This window comes from Pseudomonas sp. ASL8 (genome assembly GCF_056680355.1).
In genome coordinates, this window is sequence record NZ_CM155278.1 from 3,036,782 (window position 1) to 3,058,043 (window position 21,262).

Here is a 21,262-nt window from a genome sequence, read left to right on the forward strand (position 1 = left end):
TCGAGCTGGGCTGACCATCTCATTAAGGAAATCCGTATTATTTTGGGATGAAATCGCACATCGGTGTTGATGCTGAATCTGGTTTGGTGCACCGCGTCTTGGGCACGGCGGGTAATGTGGCGGACGTGTCTCAGGGCGATCAATTGCTGCATGGCGGGGAAACTTACGTCTCTGGCGATGCAGGTTACACCGGTGTGGACAAGCGTCCCGAACATCAGGATCGCCAGATGTTCTGGTCGATCGCAGCACGGCCGAGCACTGAGGGGGAGGAAAGGTCTGATTTTCGATCAAGTCGGCGTTTTTTGAACTTCAAACAGCGAGGCCGTTAAAAACTGCTGCTTACTTCAGACCTTCCCTAACGATGCATCCTTATCTCATAACCCGCTTCGGCGTCAAAACCCAAGGCAGGAGCCGTATGTGGTAATTCTGCACGTACGAATCTGTGCGGGGGGGGGGCAGGTCACTGCCATTCCTACCGCGACCGGTATAACTGGCATCGGCCCAATCAGTTAATCGGTGGTTTGACGTTGACAGTCGCCGAGGAAACAATTGACGAGCGGTCTTGTATTAGTTGGCCACTACAAACTGTATGCCAGAGATGTTACGGTAAACGGAAAGCTCATCTAACGGTAGGTGGGTTTAATGGAACAGCTGATTTTAAGAGATATCCGGACAGTGAACAAAAATTTGGTTTTTCAAGCGTCTGTTGTAGATGCGTCAACGAGAGCGCTTGTGAAAGGACAGAAGCCGGTCACTCTATGGCTAACGGGCCTGAGTGGTGCTGGCAAGTCAACCATTGCCAACGCGCTAGAGTTAGCGATGGTTGAGCGCGGTCGGCATACCTACCTGCTTGATGGTGACAATGTGCGGATGGGGTTGTGCCGGGACCTTGGGTTTAGTGATACGGACCGGGAGGAAAATATAAGGCGAATTGCCGAGGTAGCCAGATTATTTGTGGACGCTGGCCTCATTGTCATTACCGCATTCATATCCCCGTTCCAGCGTGATCGTGCCATAGCGCGTAACGTGATAGGTGACAAGGCCTTTGTCGAAATTTTCATCGATACCCCTTTGTCTGAGTGCGAGCGGCGAGATACTAAGGGGCTTTACGTGAAAGCACGTTCGGGGGCTATCAAGAATTTCACGGGTATTGATTCTGCTTACGAGGATCCGGTTGATCCAGATATCCGCATCAATACCCTCGTCGATGACTTACCGATGGCTGTAGGAAAGATTCTGGCCTATCTGGATGAACGAGGCCTCGCATGAAAACCCTGGTGATTATTGGGGCGGGTTTCAGTGGTGCGATTACGGCTATTCAGTTTTTGAAGCATAGCCCGCGTGGTGTGCGCGTGATACTGATCAATCGATCAGGCGCTATGGCACGGGGCTTGGCGTACGGTACCAATAGCTCCCAGCATTTGTTGAATGTGCCGGTTGGCAATATGACCGCCCTGGTTGATGAGCCAGAATCGTTTTTGAATTTTTGCCAGAGCAGGCTTCCAGGTGTCCTTGCGTCTTCGTTTGTGCCGCGCAAACTCTATGGCGATTATCTAGCCTCAATGTTGGATGCAGCTGAGCGCAATTGTCGTGATGTATCGCTACATCGTTTATCGACTGAGGTACATAGTTTGCGGCCGGCTGAGAGCGGTGCAGTCGTTGAGTTGGCAAATGGTGAGGTATTGAACGCTGATCAAGTGGTATTGGCGTTCGGGCATTTTGCGCCCCTTGATCCTCCTGGCGTAGCTCCGGCGATTCTCGCTGGTCGCTACCAGCAAGACCCTTGGGAGCGTAATCATGTGCAGGCTGAAACAGGCAAGCCTGTGCTGTTGCTCGGGTCAGGGTTGACGGCGCTGGATGTCGCTCTGGGTTTCAACCAGACCAATCCTGGCCCCATCTATATGTTGTCGCGTCGCGGGTTGCTGCCTCTGGCCCATCGTCTCCACCATAGTGGCGTAGCCCCCGTCGTTGGGTTTAGTGAACGATTACTGAATGTGCCACCTACGGCAAGTCGCTATCTTCGCGAAATTCGTCAGCAGGTTAAGGCGGGTGCCAATGATGATGTTGATTGGCGGGACTTGCTCGCGACCTTGCGGCCAGCTACACCTGAGCTTTGGGCACGGTTGTCTGAAAAAGAGCGCCGCCGCTTCTTGCGCCATCTCCAACCTTATTGGGATGTGCATCGTCATCGTGTTGCCCCCGAGACTTACAAGCGCTTTCAAGAGGCGTTGGCGAGTGGGCGTATCAAACCGATGGCGGGGCGGATCAAGGCTATGGATCCTGGTGCTGTAGGTGTGCGGGTGAGTATTCAGCGGCGTGGTGGAGAGAGGATTGAGCAGATTGATGTAGCGCAGGTTATCAATTGCACCGGTCCCAACTCGAATCTACATCGTGTCAATGACCGTCTGATTGTCCAGCTATGTGACGAGGGGCTTGTGCAGCCGGACCCACATGGTTTGGGGTTGCGTGTGGATGGGCGGCTGGCGGTTAAAAGTGTTGAAGGCGTTGCGTCCTCATGGTTGTCTTATGTTGGTCCAATGCTCAAGGCTGACTTTTGGGAGGCTACGGCGGTTCCGGAGTTGCGACAGAAAGCCAAGCTTTTGGCTTGTAGGCTCGCGGAAGATTTTCGCCTCGAGTCTAGCGCAGGCTCAAGGGAAGAGGCGGCTGGCCATGTTGAGAGCTAGCCGACTCTTAAGCGTTCTACCCATCACGTAAAAAGTCAGGTTTTTTAGGCGAAGAGCTCTGCTTGTTCGAGTAGGGCCGCAACCTGATCTTTCGCCGACAAGATGGGAGGCGCACTGTAAGGCCATTCGATGCCGATGGCTGGGTCGTTCCAAGCCAGGCTGCGCTCATGTTCTGGTGCCCAGTAGTCCGTGGTTTTGTATAGGAACTCCGCGTTTTCCGAAAGCACCACAAAGCCATGTGCAAAACCTTCTGGTATCCACATTTGATGCTTGTTTTCGGCGCTCAAGTGAGCACCTACCCATTTCCCAAATGTTGGTGAGCTTTTGCGTATATCGACAGCAACGTCAAAGACCTCACCTTGTGTGACGCGCACCAGTTTTCCTTGGGCTTGCTTGATTTGATAGTGCATCCCCCTAAGCACACCTTTTGCAGAGCGGGAGTGGTTGTCTTGAACGAATTGCACGGGGTACCCCACCACCTCTTCAAAAACTTTCTGGTTAAAGCTTTCATAGAAGAATCCACGATCATCTCCGAAGACTGTTGGCTCAAAGAGAACGACTTGAGGAATGGCAAGGGGTGTGGCTTTCATGGGTACAAGGTCTCCACCAGAAATAGGGTGTGGCATTTTCAATGGTTGCGGTTTGATTGCGGTTCGGCAAGCTCGAGCGCATTGGGGGTTTGAGCGATGTTTAGATTTTGTCAGATTTTGTTAAGGCAGGCAGCGAGTATCAGGCTGACGTTACCTTGAGGGGTTTGTCGGTAAACGCCCGATTTTCTCATTAGGGATAGTCGCTGTATGAACGAGCTTTGGCGAGCCTGCTCAAAGTCACTGAGTGTCAGCCGGTTTTCGGGTGTGAGCTTGGGCTTGAAGCTATTGAGGATGTAAAGGTTCTGTGAGCTCCATCTGCTAAATCTGCCAGAGCACATTTTGCCCAATCTTACCAAGCGTTCCTTCAGGCTCGAGTTAGCGCCGATCAGGTTGCCACCATGTTGGCGATAGTCGAGTGTCGGCACCGGGTCATAGATGACCTTTCCGCCACAGCCACTGACCAAGAGATAGGCCAGCCAATCGTGAGCGACGATTTGGGCGTCGTCTGCAGTTTCAGCCAGCAAATCTCTCGCCGCATTGTTGATCAGCATGGTGTTTGCCCCAGCCAGGCTCTGGACCAGTGCATTGCGAAACCCAGGAAGTTTGGTGAATAACGGTGAAAATCCAGTCACGCGCCTGTCAGCATTGATCAAGCGTGTTCTGGAGCAGTAAAGAGTTGGTACACCTTGAGGGGAACCGGCCAACTTAGCGATACTGCGTTCGAGCTTGTCCTCTAACCAAATATCGTCTTGGTCGCTGAAAGCAAAATAATCAGCCGTGATCGTGTGGTTTTTGACAAGGGACATGAAGTTTTTAGCAAAGCCCTGACGCGGCCCATTGCAGACAGTCAGGCGGTCTTGACCATATTTGGTTTGAAAGCCTGTGAGAATATCGAGCGTTTCATCGCTTGAGCCGTCGTCTGATGCATAGATGACCCAGCTGCCATGAGTCTGAGATACGAATGATTCTAATTGCTGTTCAAGAAAGGCTGAGCCGTTGTAGGTGCAGAGTAGAATCGCCACCCTGTCCTTGAAAGGCTTCGGCGGAGCTGAGTCCTCCGAAATATTGTTGGCTTCATCCTGAAGGGGTGGATATAGCTGTTTGTTCATTTTTTAATCTCAAACATACCAAGATCTGAAAATCTCGTAACTGATTAGATGCGAGTACGCTAGCTGAAAGGTGGCGCGTTTTCGATAAGCGTTACGTGGATCGGTTTCCCGACTGTATGTTAGGTTGTATTTTCAAAAAAGTCTGTGGAGCTTGCTTGTACTGCCTCTGAAATAGGTTTTCTCTGGAAAGAGACTGGCTTCCCGGGGTAGGTATGGTGAGGATGTGTTTTGGCTTGACGCAGTGCATCTGGTCGGCGATACGCGTAGACAGGCCTCGCCTGCTTGTCATCTCCCAAATGACCTGAAGACCGGCCAGTATCATCAGTGGGTTAGCACCTGCCTAGGCCCATGGGGGTTACGTCCGCTGCGTTTTTTGCGGCGCCGGCGCATGGGGTTTGTCGCTGTCATCGGCTTTATGGATGGTCACGGGCGGCACAATGTCGCTAGATGGCATTTGTTCGGGCATTTGCGGTGGCAGCCTGGGCATCATTCTGGCATGGCGGGCTGCCCTCGATCAGTTTTTTTGGGATGTCGATTTCGTTGGGATGGTTCGGGCGGATTCGTGCACTATTTTATCTGGTCTGGATGCTCAATTTCTATAACTTAATGGACGGTATTGCCTGTGTCGAGCGCGCGCACGGTGCCATGAGAAACTCTTGAATTTGGATGAAATATCAACTATGAAACTACTCTTGACAGGTGCCACCGGTTTTGTCGGTCAAGCTGTTGCCCAACGCATTATTATGGACGCTAAGTATTCTTTGACTGTTGCTGTTCGCAGTTCTTCTGCAGTTTTCTCCGACGCTGTCAGCGTTGCGCAGATTGCTGAATTAACCTCGGAGACTGACTGGACTGCTGCACTGTCTGGCGTAGATGTAGTTGTCCATCTTGCAGCGCGCGCTCATGTGTTAAAAGAAATTTCTAATGATCCTTTAGTTGATTTTCGGCGCATCAATGTTGAGGCTGCTCTGTCTTTGGCCAGACAGGCTTTGCATGCAGGTGTAAAGCGTTTTGTTTTTATCAGTTCTATTGGGGTTAATGGTTTTCGTACTCTAGATTTTCCTTTTTCTGAGCTGTCTTTGCCCGATCCTCATGCTGATTATGCGGTATCAAAATTTGAGGCTGAGCAAGCTTTATTGGCGTTGTTGAAGGATACGACTATGGAGCTGGTTATTATTAGGCCACCGCTTGTGTATGCGGGGCATGCACCGGGTAATTTTTCGCGTTTATTGAAGCTGGTCGCGTCGGGTGTGCCACTGCCGTTTGGCTTGGTGCGTAATCAGCGCAGCATGGTGGCCTTGGAGAATTTAGCAGATTTTATTGTTCTTTGTACGGATCATCCTGCCGCTGCCAATGAGCTTTTTTTAGTATCGGATGGGGTTGATTTTTCCATATCTGAGATCGTGAAGTACTTGGCTGAGGGCATGAGTAAAAAAGTGCGCCTGCTAACCGTGCCTGTTAGCTTAATGCGTTTAAGTGCTGGTGTTGTCGGCAGACAGCATGTAGTTGAACAACTGTGCAGCTCGTTGGTGGTTGATTCCAGCAAAGCTCGAAATTTACTTTGCTGGCAACCCCCATTAAAGGCGGATGACGCTTTGAGAAAAGCGGGGCGAGACAGCGGCTTCAGGCGCTGAGTACACCCTATTCGCCTCATGGTCCCCACATTCAGTGCGGCTGACGCGTTGCTCCTGATTTCCTTTCGGCGCCAGCACGTCATGGTGCGTCCCAACGCTAAACTGTTCCTGTCTTGGGTTTAGATGCTGGAATCGATTAGGAGTGGCGCACGCACATAATTTCATGAGTTTTCTAAAGACGGTCTTCTGGTCTCTCAGTATCATCAGCAGTCTCGCGTCTGCGCTTGCATCATCTAGAGTCATTGAAATGGTTGGTCGATCAATTCTTGTTACGTGGGTGAACGGTTTTCTGGGCGCTTCGCTGGTCAGGTACCAGGCTTCATCTGAAGCTTTTTCCGTCAGAGACCCAGGTAGAAATCTGAGCTTTTGCTTTCCTGCGTCTGTCGAGGTTCTGGTCATCGCGGATCTTGAAACGTCGACGAGCCGGCAGCCAGCGTTGCCAGGCCTGGAGTTTGTCATGCATGTGGCTCAGCGGCTGTTTGGGTCACTGCAAGCGCATATCAGCAAAAACCAAGCGTTATTAGGTTGGACGCCTACGGTCGGTCTGGATCAAGGGTTAAGACTGACTGCGCACCACTTTCTGGAATCAGGTCACTCATGAGTTATTGGTGGCTTCCCCCCGCAATTGCTGTTTTATCGTTCGTTCTGACCGGTGCTCTACGCCGCTATGCGCTCGCCCGAAGCCTGCTGGACATCCCTAATGATCGAAGTTCTCACTCTTTGCCTACGCCCCGGGGTGGTGGGGTGGCCATTGTGTTGGCGTTTCTTTTGTCCCTAGGGTTTCTATGTTGGCTGGGGGTACTGACGCAAGCCGCTTTTTTAGCGGCGGGTGGGGCAGGGGTGCTGATCGCGGTCATCGGCTTTATGGATGATCACGGGCACATTGCTGCCAGATGGCGTTTGCTTGGGCATTTCGCAGCGGCAGCCTGGGCCTTGTTCTGGCTTGGCGGGTTGCCCGCGATCAGCTTTTTTGGCATGTCGATTTCGTTGGGTTGGCTCGGACAGGTTCTTGCTCTGTTTTATCTGGTCTGGATGCTCAACCTTTACAACTTCATGGACGGTATCGACGGTCTGGCCAGTGTCGAAGCGCTCTGTGTCTGTCTAGGGGCTTGCCTGCTGTATGGATTGACTGGGCACGGCGACCTGATGTGGGCGCCCCTGCTGCTTGCTGTGTCAGTGGCAGGGTTCCTGTGCTGGAATTTTCCTCCTGCCCGAATTTTTATGGGCGATGCCGGCAGCGGGTTCCTGGGGGTGATGCTTGGGGTGTTGTCTCTTCAGGCCGCCTGGGCTGCGCCTCAGCTATTCTGGGGGTGGCTGATTTTGCTGGGGGTGTTTGTTGTCGATGCTACATTTACGTTGAGTCGCCGCTTGATACGCGGGGACAAAGTGTATGAGGCGCATCGCAGTCATGCTTATCAGTTTGCTTCTCGCCTCTACGGCAGGCACTTGCCTGTCACCTTGGCCGTGGGGTTGATTAATCTCCTTTGGTTGCTGCCTATCGCTGTAGCGGTCGCCTGTTTTGGACTGGATGGAACGCTCGGGCTGATCGTGGCCTATGTGCCGCTGGTGTTCTTGGCGATTAAGTTTCATGCCGGCGAGCTGGAGACTCCCGGTCGCGGTAATTAAGCATCATTGCAGTTGTCCAATTTTTTCAGTGATGAAAGTGCAAAGGTACGTACAATTGCCACCGCTGATTGACACGAGGCATGGGGCCTTCAGGGGCTAATCGATTTATGGATAAATTACGTGCGTTTCTGGTGGGACTGCCAAGAAGGCGGAAGCGGCTGATACAGGTCTGCGCGGACATCGTGCTGGTCTGGGTTGCGCTGCTGCTGTCGTTCGTCGTTCGTTTGGGGGTGGAGGATGTGACTCATCCTCTGTTCCAGCACACGTGGTTATTTATCGCTGCCCCTGTGGTGGCCATTCCGTTGTTTATTCGTTTCGGCATGTACCGAGCGGTGATGCGCTATTTTGGTAATGATGCGCTGATTGCCATCATCAAGGCGGTCAGCCTGTCTGCGCTGATACTCGCGTTCGTCGTTTACTGGTACAGCGATCACAAGACCCTCGTGCCGCGCTCGATCATCTTCAATTATTGGTGGTTGAGCATGGTGATCATCGGCGGGCTGCGCCTCGCCATGCGCCAGTATTTTATGGGTGACTGGTTTTCGGGTGCCCATCATGTTCCGTTCACCAATCGTGACGATGGCCTGACCAAGGTTGCGGTCTATGGGGCCGGTGTCGCCGGTAACCAGCTGGTTGCCGCCTTGCGCATGGGGCGTGTCTTGCGCCCCGTGGCATTTATTGACGACGATCCCAACATTGCTGATCGGGTGATTGCCGGCTTGCAGGTGTACAAACCCAAGCATATCCAGCAGATGATTGAGGTCACCGGCGCAACCGAGCTATTGCTGGCACTGCCGTCTTCGACCCGTGCGCGGCGTCGGGAGATTCTCGGTTATCTGGAAGGCTTTCCACTGCACGTACGCAGCGTACCGAACTTCACAGACCTGGCCAGTGGCCGGGTTAAGGTTAGTGATATCCAAGAGGTGGATATTGGAGATTTGCTGGGTCGCGATGCGGTACCGGCTCAAGAGGAGTTGCTGGAGCATTGCATTAAAGAGCAGGTCGTTCTGGTGACGGGGGCGGGCGGGTCGATTGGTTCTGAGTTGTGCAGGCAGATCGTCCATCTTGGACCCGTAAAACTGCTGTTGTTCGATCACAGCGAGTTCAATCTTTACAGCATTCTGAGTGAGCTTGAAAAGCGCATCGCACGCGAGTCGCTTCCTGTTGAGTTATTGCCGATTCTGGGGTCGGTGCAGCACCGGTGGAAACTCCTTGAGGTGATGAACACCTGGAAGGTGGACACGGTTTACCACGCTGCCGCCTATAAGCATGTGCCGATGGTCGAACACAATATTGCCGAAGGCATATTGAATAATGTGATGGGTACGCTGTACACCGCTGAGGCCGCACTGCAGTCCGGTGTTTCAAATTTTGTATTGATCTCCACCGATAAGGCCGTGCGCCCCACGAATGTGATGGGCAGCACCAAAAGACTTGCGGAGCTGACGTTGCAGGCATTGAGCCGGGAACTGGCGCCGGTACTTTTTGGCGACAAGGCCAATGTTTCCCAAGTCAATAACACGCGTTTTACGATGGTTCGGTTTGGCAATGTGTTGGGATCGTCAGGCTCAGTCATCCCCCTGTTCCACAAGCAGATTAAAAGCGGCGGGCCGCTGACCGTCACCCATCCCAAGATCACCCGCTACTTCATGACAATCCCTGAAGCCGCTCAGTTGGTTATTCAGGCGGGTTCCATGGGCAAGGGTGGGGATGTGTTTGTGCTGGACATGGGGCGGCCTGTGAGAATTGTTGAGCTCGCTGAAAAGATGATCCACCTGTCAGGCCTGAGCATTCGCTCGGAGCGAAACCCTCAGGGCGACATAGAGCTTGAGTTCATAGGCCTGCGCCCTGGTGAGAAGCTCTATGAGGAGCTGCTGATTGGAGATAACGTCTCCGAGACCCAGCACCCGATGATCATGTGCGCCAATGAGGCTCATCTGAGCTGGGATCAATTGAAAGCGAGCATCACTGAGTTACTGGTCGCTGTTGACGCCAATGACTACGAGCGTGTTCGTCAGTTGCTTCGCGAAGTGGTCAGCGGCTACAGCCCCGAGGATGAGATTGTCGACTGGATGTACCAGCAGGGTCGTAAAGATCCGTTATGACAGGTGGGGCGATTCTGCTGGGGGGGTTCAGGCAGTAGCAGAAGTTGCAAGTGTTCAGGCCTGCAGTGTTCTGGACGCTGATGCTGAATCAGGGGCAGTGCGGGATGATAGTTCGCTGGTTTCTTGACTTGCGCGTTTCCCGCTCCAGATAAGGCTTAGTGCGATTAAAGTGCCGACTACCGAAGCAGCGCCCCAGCACAGAAAAAAAGTTAACATTTTGTTGCTCCTGATTCGGTATGTCTTTGTCCGAACAACCGCGGATTTGAGCCTTTTTTGCTCAGCGTCAAAAAAATCCTGAACTAAATTTACCTCTAAAATTAAGTTGTTCAAGTTAAAGTCCGTTATTTTTGTCGTCAAAAAAACGGCTTTTGTTTGTTTTTTCGGAGCTGTGTTTGTGTGGCTGCCGGCAAGTTGACGTTTTTATGTTTTGGCGTTTTTTTGTCACTTATTTAAATGAATTATTTCATATGGATAGCACGGGAAAATATGGAGTTGTCGTGCTTCGACAGAATTATGTCGCTCACGCAGAATAAGCATGGGTTTGAAAAATAATGGTTTCAAATGAACCTGATGGGCGCTTTAGGACGGAGCCGATGCTCGCTATGGCTTTGCACGCGCGATCAAATATTCGGTAACGCTTCGGTTTTTGACGGGGAGCGACGCTCGGCTACCTTTGAGAGGCAGCTTCGGAAAGCTGCTCTCACCCTGGATAACATGGAGCGTCACTTATGCGTACTTCTGTCCTCTCGTCCTTCTTGTTTGCCTTGTTCACCACTGCTTCGGTCGCTGTGAGTGCCGCGCCTGTTGCCGAGGTTTCAGCGCCGGTCCCGATTAGCGCCCCGGCCATGCAGGCCGAGCAGGGCGAAAGAATCAATCTCAACACTGCGGATGCCGAGATGCTTCAGCGCGAATTGGCTGGAGTGGGGGACGCCAAGGCCAAGGCCATCGTGGCTTACCGTGAAGCCAACGGCGAGTTTGCGTCGATTGATGAGCTGCTTGAGGTGAAAGGCATCGGCAAAGCGATCCTTGAAAAAAATCGCGACAAGGTAAGCCTTAACTAAACAGGCGTTGGTGGATGAAAGGCTGGTCTTTTGACTGGCCTTTTTAATGGGGGGTGACTTGTCTGCGAATCGACTGTGCAGCAGTCGCAAGATGGCTGGACTCACCACAGCAGGAAGGTCGTGCCGACCTTATCGCAGACAAGTCAGCTCCTACCTGAACTCAGTTTGCTGCGCGACAGTCCTATCAAAAAATTGATAACCATTTGAAATAGAAGATTATTTGTAGGAGCTGACTTGTCAGCGAAGACCATTCAGCGCCGGTCCACCTGCCGCACCTCGATCCAGCCCCCGCCAGCAGGTGATCATGGCTGCAGGGTTACCTGGACTCAGTTTGCTGCGCGACAGTCCTATCAAAAAATTGATAACCATTTGAAATAGAAGATTATTTGTAGGAGCTGACTTGTCAGCGAAGACCATTCAGCGCCGGTCCACCTGCCGCAGCTCGATCCAACACCCGCCAGCAGGTGATCATGGCTGCAGGGTTAAACCCGAACCCGCCGGAAGCCCGTGCCGGGCTTATTCGCAGACAAGTCAGCTCCTACGCCCCCGGCAGAATCCATTCCCTGTAGTGTCTTGACACGTTTGATGTTGGTCGACATATAATCGTTTAAAATTACGGTCGTAATATTAAATGTGTCTTCCGCTACGGGGCCTTCAGCGCCCAGGAGAATTGCAATGAGCACCTTGAACGCAAAAGGCACGGCCCTGATCACTGGCGCTTCTTCTGGTATCGGCGCTACTTATGCCGACCGTTTCGCCAAACGCGGCTACGATTTGTTGTTAGTTGCGCGCGATCTGGATCGCCTCGAATCCTTGGCAACGCGACTGCGCAGCGAAACGGGTGTAAAGGTAGAGGTCCTGAAGGCGGACTTGACCGATACGGCTGATTTGCTGAAGGTCGAGCAGCGTTTGCGGGGCGATGCGTCTATTTCGCTGTTGCTCAATAACGCAGGTGTGGCGTTTGCCGGTACGTTGGCCGAGGCGGATCTGCAGGGGGTGGATCGTATGATTCAGCTCAATGTGGTGGCGTTGACACATTTGGCGTCGGCAGCGGCGCAGGGGTTTTCCACGGTTGGGCGCGGCGCGATCATTAATGTGGGTTCGGTGGTGGCGTTGATGCCTGAGCGTTTCAATGCGGGGTATGCGGCGACGAAGGCGTATGTGTTGAGTCTTACCCAGTCGTTGAGTGAGGAGATCAGTCCGTTGGGTGTACAGGTTCAGGCTGTGTTGCCCGGTGCAACGCGTACTGAGATCTGGGAGCGTAGCGGGATGGATGTGAATAAGTTTCCGCCGGAGATGGTGATGGAGGTCGGCGAGATGGTGGATGCTGCGCTGGCGGGTTTTGATCAGGGCGAACGGGTGACCATTCCTTCTCTGGCGAATGCAGCGGACTGGGAGGCTGCGATGGCGGCCCGTGGTGCGCTGGGTCCTGGTTTGTCTTTGAGCAGTGCGGCGGCTCGTTACAAAGCTCCGGTTGCTTGAGCTTCTATTTTAAAGTCGAGGGTTATTGCATGAGCGAACGCCGAGTCGTAGTGACGGGCATGGGCCTGGTATCACCTTTGGGCAGTGGCGTGGAGGCGGTGTGGCAACGCTTGTTGGCGGGCCGTTCCGGGGTAATTCGTTTGCCGGAAGAGGTGGTGGCCGATCTGCCGGGCAAGGTCGGTGGCGTTGTGCCATTGATCGCCGATGACGCCGAGGCCGGGTTCGATGTGGACGCTGCTGCGCCGCCTAAAGAGCAGAAGAAGATGGACCGCTTCATTCTGTACGCGCTGGCGGCGGCCAAGGAGGCGGTGGCTCAGGCGGGTTGGGTTGCTGACAGCGAAGACGCTCAGGAGCGCACGGCGACTATCATTGGTTCTGGTGTGGGAGGTTTCAGTGCGATTGCCGAGGCGGTTCGGATCACGGACAGCCGTGGCCCGCGTCGTTTGTCGCCGTTCACGATCCCTTCGTTTCTGGTCAACCTCGCAGCAGGCAATGTTTCGATCCAGCATGGTTTCAAGGGGCCGCTGGGCGCGCCCGTGACGGCGTGCGCTGCGGGTGTTCAGGCGATTGGCGATGCGGCGCGGATGATTCGTTGCGGCGAGGCAGATATTGCGGTTTGCGGCGGTGCTGAGGCGGCGATTGATCGCGTGAGTCTGGGCGGATTTGCGGCGGCGCGGGCGTTGTCCAGTGCCTTCAATGACACGCCGGAGCGTGCGTCGCGTCCGTTTGATCGTGACCGCGATGGGTTTGTGATGGGTGAGGGCGCAGGGATTCTGGTGATTGAGTCGCTGGAACATGCGTTGGCGCGTGGAGCTAAGCCGATTGTCGAGTTGGTGGGGTATGGCACCACGGCTGATGCCTATCACCTGACCGCGGGGCCGGAAGATGGCAGCGGGGCCCGGCGCTCGATGCAGGCGGCGATTCGTCAGGCCGGGATTCAACCTTCCGAGATCCAGCATCTCAATGCGCACGCCACGTCCACGCCGGTGGGCGACAAGGGGGAGATGGCGGCGATCAAGGCGGTGTTTGGTGATCAGGCGTCGATTGCAGTGACGTCGACCAAGTCAGCCACTGGGCATTTGCTCGGCGCGGCGGGCGGGATCGAGGCGATCTTTACGGCATTGGCGATTCGCGATCAAATTGCGCCAGCCACTCTCAATTTCGACAATCCCGATGAAGCGGCGCAGGGCCTGGATATCGTCCATGGCGCGGCACGGCCAATGGCTATTGAATATGCCTTGTCCAACGGGTTCGGGTTTGGTGGGGTCAATGCGAGCGTGCTGTTTCGGCGCTGGCACGATTGAGGGGTGAGGACGATGTCTATTCTGTAGACGCTGACTAGTAGCTACGCGTCCCGCTGCGAAGGTCAGACAACCTGAAGGGTCAGGCGATCCGAGGCGTATGGCCTTCGCAGACAAGTCAGCTCCCACGGCCTGTCGGCCAGAAACGGTGGGGTATGTAAGCGAATAGTCAAGCGGTTACTTGCTGCTTCAGCCACTCACGCGTGGTGTCGAGGATTTGGTCGGACAGCTCTGGGTCATTTGCGCTGCGCGACAGTAGCAATGCACCGACCAGGGTCGAGAGCATGACGATGCTTTGCTCGCGGGCACGGGTTTGGTCGGGCAGTGTGTTTTCGATGGACTTGAGCCGGGACTGGATAACTTCATCGGTCGTCGGACTGGCCTGTCCGCGTTGGCCCAGCTCCGCAGACATGGTCGGCAGCGGGCAGCCTTTATCTGGCGAAGCACGGTGCTCTGACGACAGGTAGCTGTCTATAAAGGCTACCAGCGGGCTTTCCTCTGCGAAAAGATTGTTGCAGTGATCAGCAAGATCGTCGGCAGCCTTGCGCAGGGATTGTTCGACCAGGTCATCTTTGGATTTGAAGTGAGCATAAAAGCCACCATGGGTCAGGCCCAGGGCTTTCATCAGCGGTTGCAGGCCTGTGGCGCCGATGCCATCACGCCGAAAGCGCGCAGACGCTTCCTTGACGATCCGTTGATGAGTTTGGGCTTTATGGTCTTCCGAGTAGCGCATTGCTGGAGCCTCCCGTTTAGGGCTCATGAGATGGTGTATGTCATTTTTACATGGATGCGCAACATGCTGCATCAAACATTCACTGGACAGTTGCCCGGCTATCAGTTGATTGCAGAGAGTGTTCGGTGATCGGACAGTCGTCTGTTGTTTGCCCGCTATCTCCAGTACCCTCTTGATAGTGCCAATGCCCGGATCTTCCGGGCACTGTGAGCAACTATAAAAACAAGATGGGTGTGCGGTGTATGCAAAGCCTTCTGCTTAACGAAAAGAGCATGGTGTTTGAGCGCGCCGACCCTTACGCGGTGTCGGAATACGTCAATCAGCACGTCGGTTCCCACTGCATCCGGCTGCCTGCAACATCAAGGCCGCAGGCCAGTCTTAATCACACTAAATTCGCCAGTCTCGACCTGTGCCGCATCAGTTATGGCGCCAGTGTCCACGTGACGTCTCCCGCGCTTGAAACCATCTATCACCTGCAAATTCTGCTGCGGGGTCAGTGCCTGTCCAAATCCTATGGGCAGGAGCATTACTTCGCGCCGGGCGAGTTGCTGTTGATTAACCCGGACGATCCGGTGGACCTGATGTATTCCGCCGATTGCGAAAAATTCATTCTCAAGTTGCCGCTGCCTTTGCTCGACCTGACCTGCGCCGAGTTACGCTGGCATAAGCCAAGCGAAGGCATTCGTTTTGCGTCCAATCGCCATAACCTGGCCGAGCTCGATGGTTTTATGAGCCTGTTGGGGTTGGTCTGTCAGGAAGCGGAAACGGACCTGGTGTTACCTCGGGTTCGTGAGCATTACACCCAGATCATTGCGAGCAAACTGCTCTCGCTACTGGGTACCAACGTCAACCGCGAGACGCTTGACGTGCAGTCCGCGCCATTCGAACGACTGGCCCAGTACATTTCGCAGAACCTCAAGCAAGACATCACCGTCGAGTCACTGGCGCAGTTGAGCCACATGAGCGTTCGGTCGCTGTATGCGCTGTTTGAACGCCATGCGGGCACCACGCCGATGAACTACATCCGCAGCAAGAAGCTCGAACGCATCCAGGCCAGTTTGTCCGACCCGAGTCACGGCGTGCGCAACCTGACCGAAATCGCTCTGGATTACGGCTTCCTCCATCTGGGCCGTTTCGCCGAGTACTACAAGAATCAATTCGGTGAGTTGCCGTCGGTGACGTTGAAACGCCGCTGATTCTCTGTGGTAAATGCTGCGCTGTCCTCGCAGATAAGGCCGCTTCATATCCTGCCAGGGTTATTTGGGCCCCATTATTGTGCTCAGCGTCTCGGCCGATGGTGCGCCTTGTTGCTGTTGCAGGTGGCCTTGGTCGTCGAGGTAGAAGATGGCCGGGGTGGCGGACAGGCCCAGGTCGGTCATTAATTTCAGGTTGGCGTCGAGCTTGGTCTGGATCTCTTTCGGGATGGTTGCCAAGGGTTTGAGCGGGCTGCTTTTACCAGCGCTTTCGTGAGCGTTCAGCGCGGTTTCGGGGGATTTGTCGGCCAGGAGCGTGGCGGATTTGGCGGCGCTGTCTTCGCGGATAATACCGACCATGATGTGCCGCAACTGTACTTTGCCAGCCTTGACCCACGGTCGTGCCTGTTCCCAGAACATGTTGCAGTAAGGGCAATTCGGGTCGCTGAACAGGTAGATCACTCGGGGCGCGGTCTTGCTGCCGTCGGCGATCCAGGTGCTGTTCTCCATCTTGTTCCAGACTTCTTTCGCCATTGGTGCATACACCAGCTTGTCCAGCGGCGCCTTGCTCAAGTCCTTGCCTTTTTCGTCGTACAGATTGCCGGCCAGCACATGTTTGCCATCCGGTGTCAGGTAGAACGCCATGCCTTGATTCTGATACTCGGCGGCATACCCACGCAGACCATCCGGGGCATCGAAACTGCCGACGATGCGCGCGCCCTTGGCTTCTAGCGCCCGGATCGGTTCGGGCCATGTTTCGGCGTGCAGCAGCGAGCTTTGCAGGGCGATCAGGCTGATGGAAACGGCTAAAAATTGACGGGGTAATGTCATGGGATAGTCCTTGAGCGTGAAGAGGGCGCATCGCTGTCGACGCTATCGAGGTAGCGCGCCAGGCTGGCGTTGGACAGTTCGCCGAGGTGGCTGCCATGTAGGCGGCCATCGGCGGTATAGAAAATGGTGGTGGGCAGGGCCATGGAGCCGACGCTTTGCGCCAGTTTGCCGCTGCCATCGAACAGCACGTTGCGCAGATGCAGGCCTTGGTCGGCGATAAAGCCGGCGACGGTCTGCTGGCTTTCGGCTTGGTTAACGAACAGGAAGACCACGTCCTCGCGTTCTGCCTGTGCCTTTTGCAGCACCGGCATTTCCCGGCGACACGGTGGGCACCACGTTGCCCACAGGTTGATTACCAACGGTTTGCCTGTGTAGTCGGCCAGTTGCACCGATTCTCCGGCAGCATTGCGCAAGGTCATCTGTGGCAGGCGCGCGCTTTCCTGGTAGATGTTCAGGCCCATGGTTGCCAGCAACCAGAACAGCAGGCCGCTGCTCAAGCCCAGGCCCAACGGTCGACGCAATGCGTGCTGACGCCAGCCGCGCCAAAGGCCGCCGAGTATCACTGCCAGCACGCCGGGCCAGATCAGAAAGCCACCGTCGCGAATGTCGATGATCTGCCAGAGTTCTTCGCGGAACTGTGGCCAGTAAGCGATCACAAACCCCAGCCGCGCGACGAGTAGACCGAGCACGAACAGGCTGAAGAGCGCTGATTCGGGATTGACGCCGCCACGTTTGGCGACACGCCAGCCGACCAGGGTTGCCAACCCCAGGGCGACGATCAGCAGCACGTGGTTCATCGCGAGGGCGAAGGGGCCAATCGAGACACTCAACATCAGCCACGCTCCCGGGTTGCTTGCCAGTGTTGCAAAAAGGGCTGGGCGTCCACCTCGCCGGTGATGCGTCGGTCACGCCGCTCTTCGCCCGTTGGACTTATCCACAGCAGGCTCGGCGGCCCCGGTACTTGATAGCGACTGAGGAGTTCGCGGCTGGCGGCGTTGTCGGCAGTGACATCCAGGCGTAGCAGGCGTACCTCTTTCAATGCAGTCAGCACCTCGGGTTTTGCGAACACCTGTTTCTCCATGACCTTGCAGGACACGCACCAGTCGGCATAGTAGTCGAGCAACACCCATTGACCTTGCGTCTTTGCGGCGTCTAGTTCGCGCTGAAGGGCTTCGGGTTCATTGACTGTGGTGAACGCGCTATGTTCAACGGCGTTTTGCACCGTTGCCCCCTGCGTGGCGTTGTACACCTGCAATGGGCGCAACGGATCTTCGGCGCCGCCTGCCGCGCCGATCAGCATCAAGGCCCCCCAGAGCCCGATCACCAGTCCGCCGGGGCCGAACAGGATCGCGGCGCGTTTGAGTTGCCGGGCCTGCATCACGGCGGCATAGGCCGCGACCAATAGCAGAACACCGCACACGCCGACCCACAGCGCCTCATCCAGAAGCGGCCGCACCATGATTAGCGCGGTGCCAAGGAACAGAAAGCCGAACACGCCTTTGAGCAGGTTCATCCAGGCGCCCGGTTTTGGCAGGAAGCGATTGCCCACCGTGACCAGCAGCAAGAGCGGCACACCGATGCCCAAGCCCATGGCAAACAACACCAGACCACCGTGCAGCGCATTGCCGCTTTGTGCGATGTAGAGCAATGCGCCGGCCAGCGGTGCGGTCATGCAAGGGCCGACCATCAGCCCGGACAAGGCGCCCAACACCCCGGCACCGACCAGACTCCCGCCTTGACGCTGGCGCCCGGCACTTTCCAGTCGATCACGCAGGGCTGCGGGCAGTTGCAGTTCGAAAAGGCCGAACATCGGTAGCGCCAGAATGACAAACAGCGCGGCGAAACTGCCGAGCAACCAGGGTTGTTGCAACAGCGCTTGCAGGTTGGCGCCCAGCAACGCGGCCAGTACACCGAGACCTGCGTAGATCAGCGCCATGCTCAGCACATAACTGCTGGCCAGGGCGAGCCCGCGTTTTGGGCTCGCACCACTGCCGACCACCACGCCGGCCAGAATCGGCAGCATCGGTAACGAGCAAGGGGTAAAGGCCAGCAGTAGGCCCAGGCCAAAGAAAATCAACAGGCTCCAGCCGAGTGCACGTTGCTGCAGGCTACTCGCCAGTGCCTGGTCCGGCGCCTGGGAAATGCCTGGATTGACGTCGCTGTTGCCGCCCAGGTCGAGCACTTTGTTTTGCGGTGGGTAACACAGCCCGGCGTCGGCGCACCCTTGCCAACTCAGTTTCACTTGCCCGCTGGCGGAGGCGGGGATCAGTAGCGCCAGGGTAGTGCGATAGACCTCCTGTTCGCCAAAATACTCATCGCTGTGGGCCTCGCCTTCAGGCAGCGCGGGCCTGTTTTCCGGCGACAAGCCCTCGAATTTCAGTCGCTGCTGATACAGGTAATACCCTTCACTGATGCGCCAGTGCAGGCGCGTCTCACCTGAGGCCAGGCGCTCGGAGCTGAACGTAAACGCCTTGTCCGCAGGCAGAAAGTCCGCCTGAGCGAAAGGGTCGGTGCTCGGGAGTGCTTGGGCCAGAGCGGGTATCAGGTAAAAGATAAACAGCCAAAAAATCCGCATGAACAAAAAAGCCTTGAAGTGACAGATGGGGCAAGGATGCGGGGTGTCGATTAAGCGAGCGTTAATGGCTGAGCGTGAGCACTGTCTTCGGCGCCGCGGAGTCTCTTACCGGGATGGGTGGACACGGGATCATTAATCGCGGGTTAATCGTGTTCTGCTTTAATGGCTTTTTTTCCCGAGTCCACCATGCACGTATTGCTCTGCGAAGACGATGACTTGATCGCCAGCGGCATTGTCGCGGGCCTTAATGCCCAGGGGCTGACGGTGGACCATGTCGCCACGGCGGCGGCTGCGCGGGCGATGGTGCTGGCGGCGCAGTTCGATGTGTTGATTCTCGATCTCGGCTTGCCCGATGAAGACGGCCTGACGCTGCTGCGTCAGTTGCGCCAGAACGGTCTTGAGTTGCCCGTGCTGATTCTCACGGCGCGGGACACGGTGACTGATCGGGTTGCCGGTTTACAGGCGGGGGCTGACGATTACCTGCTCAAACCCTTCGATCTGCGCGAGCTGAGCGCTCGCTTGCATACCCTGATCCGTCGGGTGGCGGGGCGCTCGGTGAACCTGATCGAACATGGCTGCCTGACCTATGACCCCAGCAGCCGCGAAACCCTGCTGGCCGGGCAGCCGGTGGACCTTTCCCGTCGCGAACAGGCGCTGTTGCACGCCTTGTTGCATAACCACGGTCGGGTGCTGTCGAGTGAGCAATTGAAGGACAGCGTCTATGGCTTCGGCGATGAAGTGGAGAGCAATGCACTCAACGTGCACATCCACCATCTGCGTCGAAAGCTGGGCCACACGATCGTCGAAACCGTGCGTGGCTTGGGTTATCGCCTCGGTCCAGCGGATGCCAAGAGCACCGGCCCGGAGGCGCCATGATGAGTTTAAGGGTGCGCCTGAGCCTGATTCTCGGGTCGGTGTTCGTTTTGATCTGGGCCCTGGCAGCGGCCTGGATGCTCTGCGATTTGCGCAGCCAGATGATGCTGTCCCTCGACCAGCGTCTGGGCGCGTCGGCGCACATGGTTGCCGGTCTGCTTGAGCAGTTGCCGACGCCTGGCAAAAGTGACGGCACGCCTCTGAGTGCCGAGCAATTGGGTATTCCCGGCGGGCTCGCGTGCCAGGTCAGTTCGCTGCGGGGGGAGGTGCTGGTGCGCAGTCATGCCGACCCCGATCAGGCCCTCGACGCCCAGCAGTCGGGCTTTCACGATCAAATGATCAATGACGAACACTGGCGCAGTTTCACCCTGACCCAGGGTGATCTGCGCATTACCACGGCAGATCGACAGGCTGAACGCGACACCCTCCAGCATTCCATCTTGCTCGCGGCGTCGGTGCCGGTGGCGGTGGCCTTGTTCGGTAGCCTGGCGTTGCTGTGGCTGGGCATTGGTCAGGGTTTGGCGCCGCTCAATCGAATGCGCGATGCCTTGAAGCGGCGCAGTGCGGACTCCGTCGAGCCGCTGCACGTCCCCGATCTGCCCAGCGAGCTGCAGCCGTTACTGGATACCCAGAATCAATTGTTCCAGCGCATCGCCCAGACCCTTGAGCGCGAGCGCCGCCTGACCGGTGATGCCGCCCATGAACTGCGCAGCCCGCTGACCGCTATCAAAACCCACCTGCAAGTGGCACGCATGACCGAAGGCCCGGTGCGGGATCGCTCATTGGCCCACGCGGAAGAGGGTGCCGACCGTCTGCACCGAACTCTTGAGCAATTGCTGTTACTGGCCAGGGTGGAGGGCAGTCTGTCGTTTGATGATGGGGTGCAGTGCAGCGCTGAAGAGGTTGCGCGGTTGGCCATCCACGACGCTAGCCTGGGCGACAGTTCGCGCATCGAGCTGCACATGCCGAAGAATCTCTCCCTCGCGGCGGTGGAGATGCCTGCGGTATTGGCCGTCGCCGCGTTGCGCAATCTGCTGGATAACGCGTTGCGCCACACGCCTGCCGAGGCACAGGTCGAGCTGAGCCTTGAGACCGATGCGCACACCGCCTGCTTCCGTGTGCGCGACCACGGCCCCGGGATTGCGAGCGAGGACCTGCAGCACCTCACCGAACGCTTCTGGCGCAACGGTAAAAGCCCTGGAAGCGGCCTGGGCCTGGCCATCGTCCAAGCCATTGTTCAGCGCTGCGCTTGCTCCCTGACATTCGACAGCCAACCTGATGGTTTGCGCGTCGAACTGCGTGTGCCACTGCGGAGCAATCAGGCGAAGTAGCCCCCTGCATTGATGATGGATCAAGGCTCAGGCCCGGGCCTGTTGACTCGGGTCAAGGCCTGTCGGCGGGTGTGCTGCTATTCTGCGCGCAGTAGCTGGATGCTCGCGGTGTTGCGGATGTCTGTCTGAATCAG

General features: G+C 56.1%; 17 protein-coding genes and 1 pseudogene. 12 read left to right on the forward strand and 6 right to left on the reverse strand.

Annotated features, from left to right (window positions below):
- Positions 1–26 precede the first annotated feature (26 nt).
- The 3 genes and pseudogenes from AC1MEA_RS13935 to AC1MEA_RS13945 all read left to right on the forward strand — a co-directional run.
- Positions 27–299, forward strand: a pseudogene (locus tag AC1MEA_RS13935) (transposase); the annotation flags it as partial.
- Between the two features lie 343 nt (positions 300–642).
- On the forward strand, positions 643–1,269 hold the full coding sequence (gene cysC, locus AC1MEA_RS13940; protein WP_449633675.1) for an adenylyl-sulfate kinase: 627 nt from the start codon (positions 643–645) through the stop codon (positions 1,267–1,269).
- Positions 1,266–2,684 (forward strand): FAD/NAD(P)-binding protein, encoded by a 1,419-nt coding sequence (locus AC1MEA_RS13945; RefSeq protein WP_480416502.1) that lies wholly within the window; start codon positions 1,266–1,268, stop codon positions 2,682–2,684. The genes cysC and AC1MEA_RS13945 overlap by 4 nt, the downstream gene beginning before the upstream one ends.
- Before the next feature lie 44 nt (positions 2,685–2,728).
- On the opposite strand, the gene rfbC is transcribed toward AC1MEA_RS13945, so the two are convergent.
- Both rfbC and AC1MEA_RS13955 read right to left on the reverse strand, forming a co-directional pair.
- A complete protein-coding gene (gene rfbC / locus AC1MEA_RS13950; RefSeq protein ID WP_449633677.1) occupies positions 2,729–3,274 on the reverse strand; it encodes a dTDP-4-dehydrorhamnose 3,5-epimerase in 546 nt (181 codons plus the stop codon).
- A 110-nt stretch (positions 3,275–3,384) separates the two neighbouring features.
- Positions 3,385–4,383: a glycosyltransferase family 2 protein gene (locus AC1MEA_RS13955; RefSeq protein ID WP_480416503.1), complete on the reverse strand. Its 999-nt coding sequence runs from the start codon at positions 4,381–4,383 to the stop codon at positions 3,385–3,387.
- A 680-nt stretch (positions 4,384–5,063) separates the two neighbouring features.
- On the opposite strand from AC1MEA_RS13955, the gene AC1MEA_RS13960 reads away from it, so the two are divergent.
- The 6 genes from AC1MEA_RS13960 to fabF all read left to right on the forward strand — a co-directional run bounded on the left by AC1MEA_RS13960 (position 5,064) and on the right by fabF (position 13,595).
- A complete protein-coding gene (locus AC1MEA_RS13960) occupies positions 5,064–6,017 on the forward strand; it encodes an NAD-dependent epimerase/dehydratase family protein (RefSeq protein ID WP_480416504.1) in 954 nt (317 codons plus the stop codon).
- Positions 6,018–6,614: 597 nt separating this feature from the next.
- The gene (locus tag AC1MEA_RS13965) at positions 6,615–7,643 is read left to right on the forward strand and encodes an MraY family glycosyltransferase (protein ID WP_449633680.1); all 1,029 of its coding nucleotides are present in this window, start codon (positions 6,615–6,617) and stop codon (positions 7,641–7,643) included.
- A 107-nt stretch (positions 7,644–7,750) separates the two neighbouring features.
- Positions 7,751–9,748, forward strand: a complete 1,998-nt coding sequence (locus AC1MEA_RS13970) for a polysaccharide biosynthesis protein (protein ID WP_480416505.1) — start codon at positions 7,751–7,753, stop codon at positions 9,746–9,748.
- Positions 9,749–10,476: 728 nt separating this feature from the next.
- Positions 10,477–10,809 carry a ComEA family DNA-binding protein gene (locus tag AC1MEA_RS13975; protein WP_480416506.1) on the forward strand — a complete coding sequence of 111 codons (333 nt, stop codon included), beginning with the start codon at positions 10,477–10,479 and terminating at the stop codon, positions 10,807–10,809.
- A gap of 675 nt (positions 10,810–11,484) precedes the next feature.
- The gene (locus tag AC1MEA_RS13980) at positions 11,485–12,291 is read left to right on the forward strand and encodes an SDR family NAD(P)-dependent oxidoreductase (protein ID WP_219061685.1); all 807 of its coding nucleotides are present in this window, start codon (positions 11,485–11,487) and stop codon (positions 12,289–12,291) included.
- Positions 12,292–12,320: 29 nt separating this feature from the next.
- A complete protein-coding gene (fabF, locus tag AC1MEA_RS13985; protein ID WP_449633684.1) occupies positions 12,321–13,595 on the forward strand; it encodes a beta-ketoacyl-ACP synthase II in 1,275 nt (424 codons plus the stop codon).
- A gap of 166 nt (positions 13,596–13,761) precedes the next feature.
- Here the strand turns inward: fabF and AC1MEA_RS13990 are convergent, their stop codons facing one another.
- Complete coding sequence (locus AC1MEA_RS13990) at positions 13,762–14,325, reverse strand: TetR/AcrR family transcriptional regulator (RefSeq protein WP_480416507.1); 564 nt, start codon at positions 14,323–14,325, stop codon at positions 13,762–13,764.
- 242 nt (positions 14,326–14,567) lie between these two features.
- Here AC1MEA_RS13990 and AC1MEA_RS13995 point away from each other — a divergent pair, with 242 nt between their 5' ends.
- Positions 14,568–15,521 (forward strand): AraC family transcriptional regulator, encoded by a 954-nt coding sequence (locus AC1MEA_RS13995; protein WP_449633686.1) that lies wholly within the window; start codon positions 14,568–14,570, stop codon positions 15,519–15,521.
- A gap of 60 nt (positions 15,522–15,581) precedes the next feature.
- Here the strand turns inward: AC1MEA_RS13995 and dsbG are convergent, their stop codons facing one another.
- From dsbG to dsbD, 3 genes are read right to left on the reverse strand one after another with little or no spacing between them, the layout of a single operon-like run.
- On the reverse strand, positions 15,582–16,349 hold the full coding sequence (dsbG, locus tag AC1MEA_RS14000) for a thiol:disulfide interchange protein DsbG (RefSeq protein WP_480416508.1): 768 nt from the start codon (positions 16,347–16,349) through the stop codon (positions 15,582–15,584).
- Complete coding sequence (locus AC1MEA_RS14005; protein ID WP_480416509.1) at positions 16,346–17,182, reverse strand: prolipoprotein diacylglyceryl transferase family protein; 837 nt, start codon at positions 17,180–17,182, stop codon at positions 16,346–16,348. Before AC1MEA_RS14005 ends, dsbG begins: the two co-directional genes overlap by 4 nt.
- Entirely contained in the window at positions 17,182–18,924 is a 1,743-nt protein-coding gene (gene dsbD / locus AC1MEA_RS14010; RefSeq protein ID WP_480416510.1) for a protein-disulfide reductase DsbD, read from the reverse strand. Before dsbD ends, AC1MEA_RS14005 begins: the two co-directional genes overlap by 1 nt.
- A gap of 186 nt (positions 18,925–19,110) precedes the next feature.
- On the opposite strand from dsbD, the gene AC1MEA_RS14015 reads away from it, so the two are divergent.
- Together AC1MEA_RS14015 and AC1MEA_RS14020 are read left to right on the forward strand one after the other, a co-directional pair.
- A complete protein-coding gene (locus tag AC1MEA_RS14015; protein ID WP_480416511.1) occupies positions 19,111–19,800 on the forward strand; it encodes a response regulator in 690 nt (229 codons plus the stop codon).
- Positions 19,797–21,128, forward strand: a complete 1,332-nt coding sequence (locus AC1MEA_RS14020) for an ATP-binding protein (protein ID WP_480416512.1) — start codon at positions 19,797–19,799, stop codon at positions 21,126–21,128. The genes AC1MEA_RS14015 and AC1MEA_RS14020 overlap by 4 nt, the downstream gene beginning before the upstream one ends.
- Positions 21,129–21,262: the final 134 nt, after the last annotated feature.

Bases quoted from the DNA above. Each gene is read 5' to 3' on its own strand.
- AC1MEA_RS13980 (WP_219061685.1), top strand. From the start codon at position 11,485: ATGAGCACCTTGAACGCAAAAGGCACGGCCCTGATCACTGGCGCTTCT.
- AC1MEA_RS13965 (WP_449633680.1), top strand. From the start codon at position 6,615: ATGAGTTATTGGTGGCTTCCCCCCGCAATTGCTGTTTTATCGTTCGTT.
- AC1MEA_RS14015 (WP_480416511.1), top strand. From the start codon at position 19,111: ATGCACGTATTGCTCTGCGAAGACGATGACTTGATCGCCAGCGGCATT.
- fabF (WP_449633684.1), top strand. From the start codon at position 12,321: ATGAGCGAACGCCGAGTCGTAGTGACGGGCATGGGCCTGGTATCACCT.
- cysC (WP_449633675.1), top strand. From the start codon at position 643: ATGGAACAGCTGATTTTAAGAGATATCCGGACAGTGAACAAAAATTTG.
- AC1MEA_RS13955 (WP_480416503.1), bottom strand. From the start codon at position 4,383: ATGAACAAACAGCTATATCCACCCCTTCAGGATGAAGCCAACAATATT.
- AC1MEA_RS13975 (WP_480416506.1), top strand. From the start codon at position 10,477: ATGCGTACTTCTGTCCTCTCGTCCTTCTTGTTTGCCTTGTTCACCACT.
- AC1MEA_RS13990 (WP_480416507.1), bottom strand. From the start codon at position 14,325: ATGCGCTACTCGGAAGACCATAAAGCCCAAACTCATCAACGGATCGTC.
- AC1MEA_RS13970 (WP_480416505.1), top strand. From the start codon at position 7,751: ATGGATAAATTACGTGCGTTTCTGGTGGGACTGCCAAGAAGGCGGAAG.
- rfbC (WP_449633677.1), bottom strand. From the start codon at position 3,274: ATGAAAGCCACACCCCTTGCCATTCCTCAAGTCGTTCTCTTTGAGCCA.
- AC1MEA_RS13945 (WP_480416502.1), top strand. From the start codon at position 1,266: ATGAAAACCCTGGTGATTATTGGGGCGGGTTTCAGTGGTGCGATTACG.
- dsbG (WP_480416508.1), bottom strand. From the start codon at position 16,349: ATGACATTACCCCGTCAATTTTTAGCCGTTTCCATCAGCCTGATCGCC.
- AC1MEA_RS14005 (WP_480416509.1), bottom strand. From the start codon at position 17,182: ATGTTGAGTGTCTCGATTGGCCCCTTCGCCCTCGCGATGAACCACGTG.
- AC1MEA_RS14020 (WP_480416512.1), top strand. From the start codon at position 19,797: ATGATGAGTTTAAGGGTGCGCCTGAGCCTGATTCTCGGGTCGGTGTTC.
- AC1MEA_RS13995 (WP_449633686.1), top strand. From the start codon at position 14,568: ATGCAAAGCCTTCTGCTTAACGAAAAGAGCATGGTGTTTGAGCGCGCC.
- dsbD (WP_480416510.1), bottom strand. From the start codon at position 18,924: ATGCGGATTTTTTGGCTGTTTATCTTTTACCTGATACCCGCTCTGGCC.
- AC1MEA_RS13960 (WP_480416504.1), top strand. From the start codon at position 5,064: ATGAAACTACTCTTGACAGGTGCCACCGGTTTTGTCGGTCAAGCTGTT.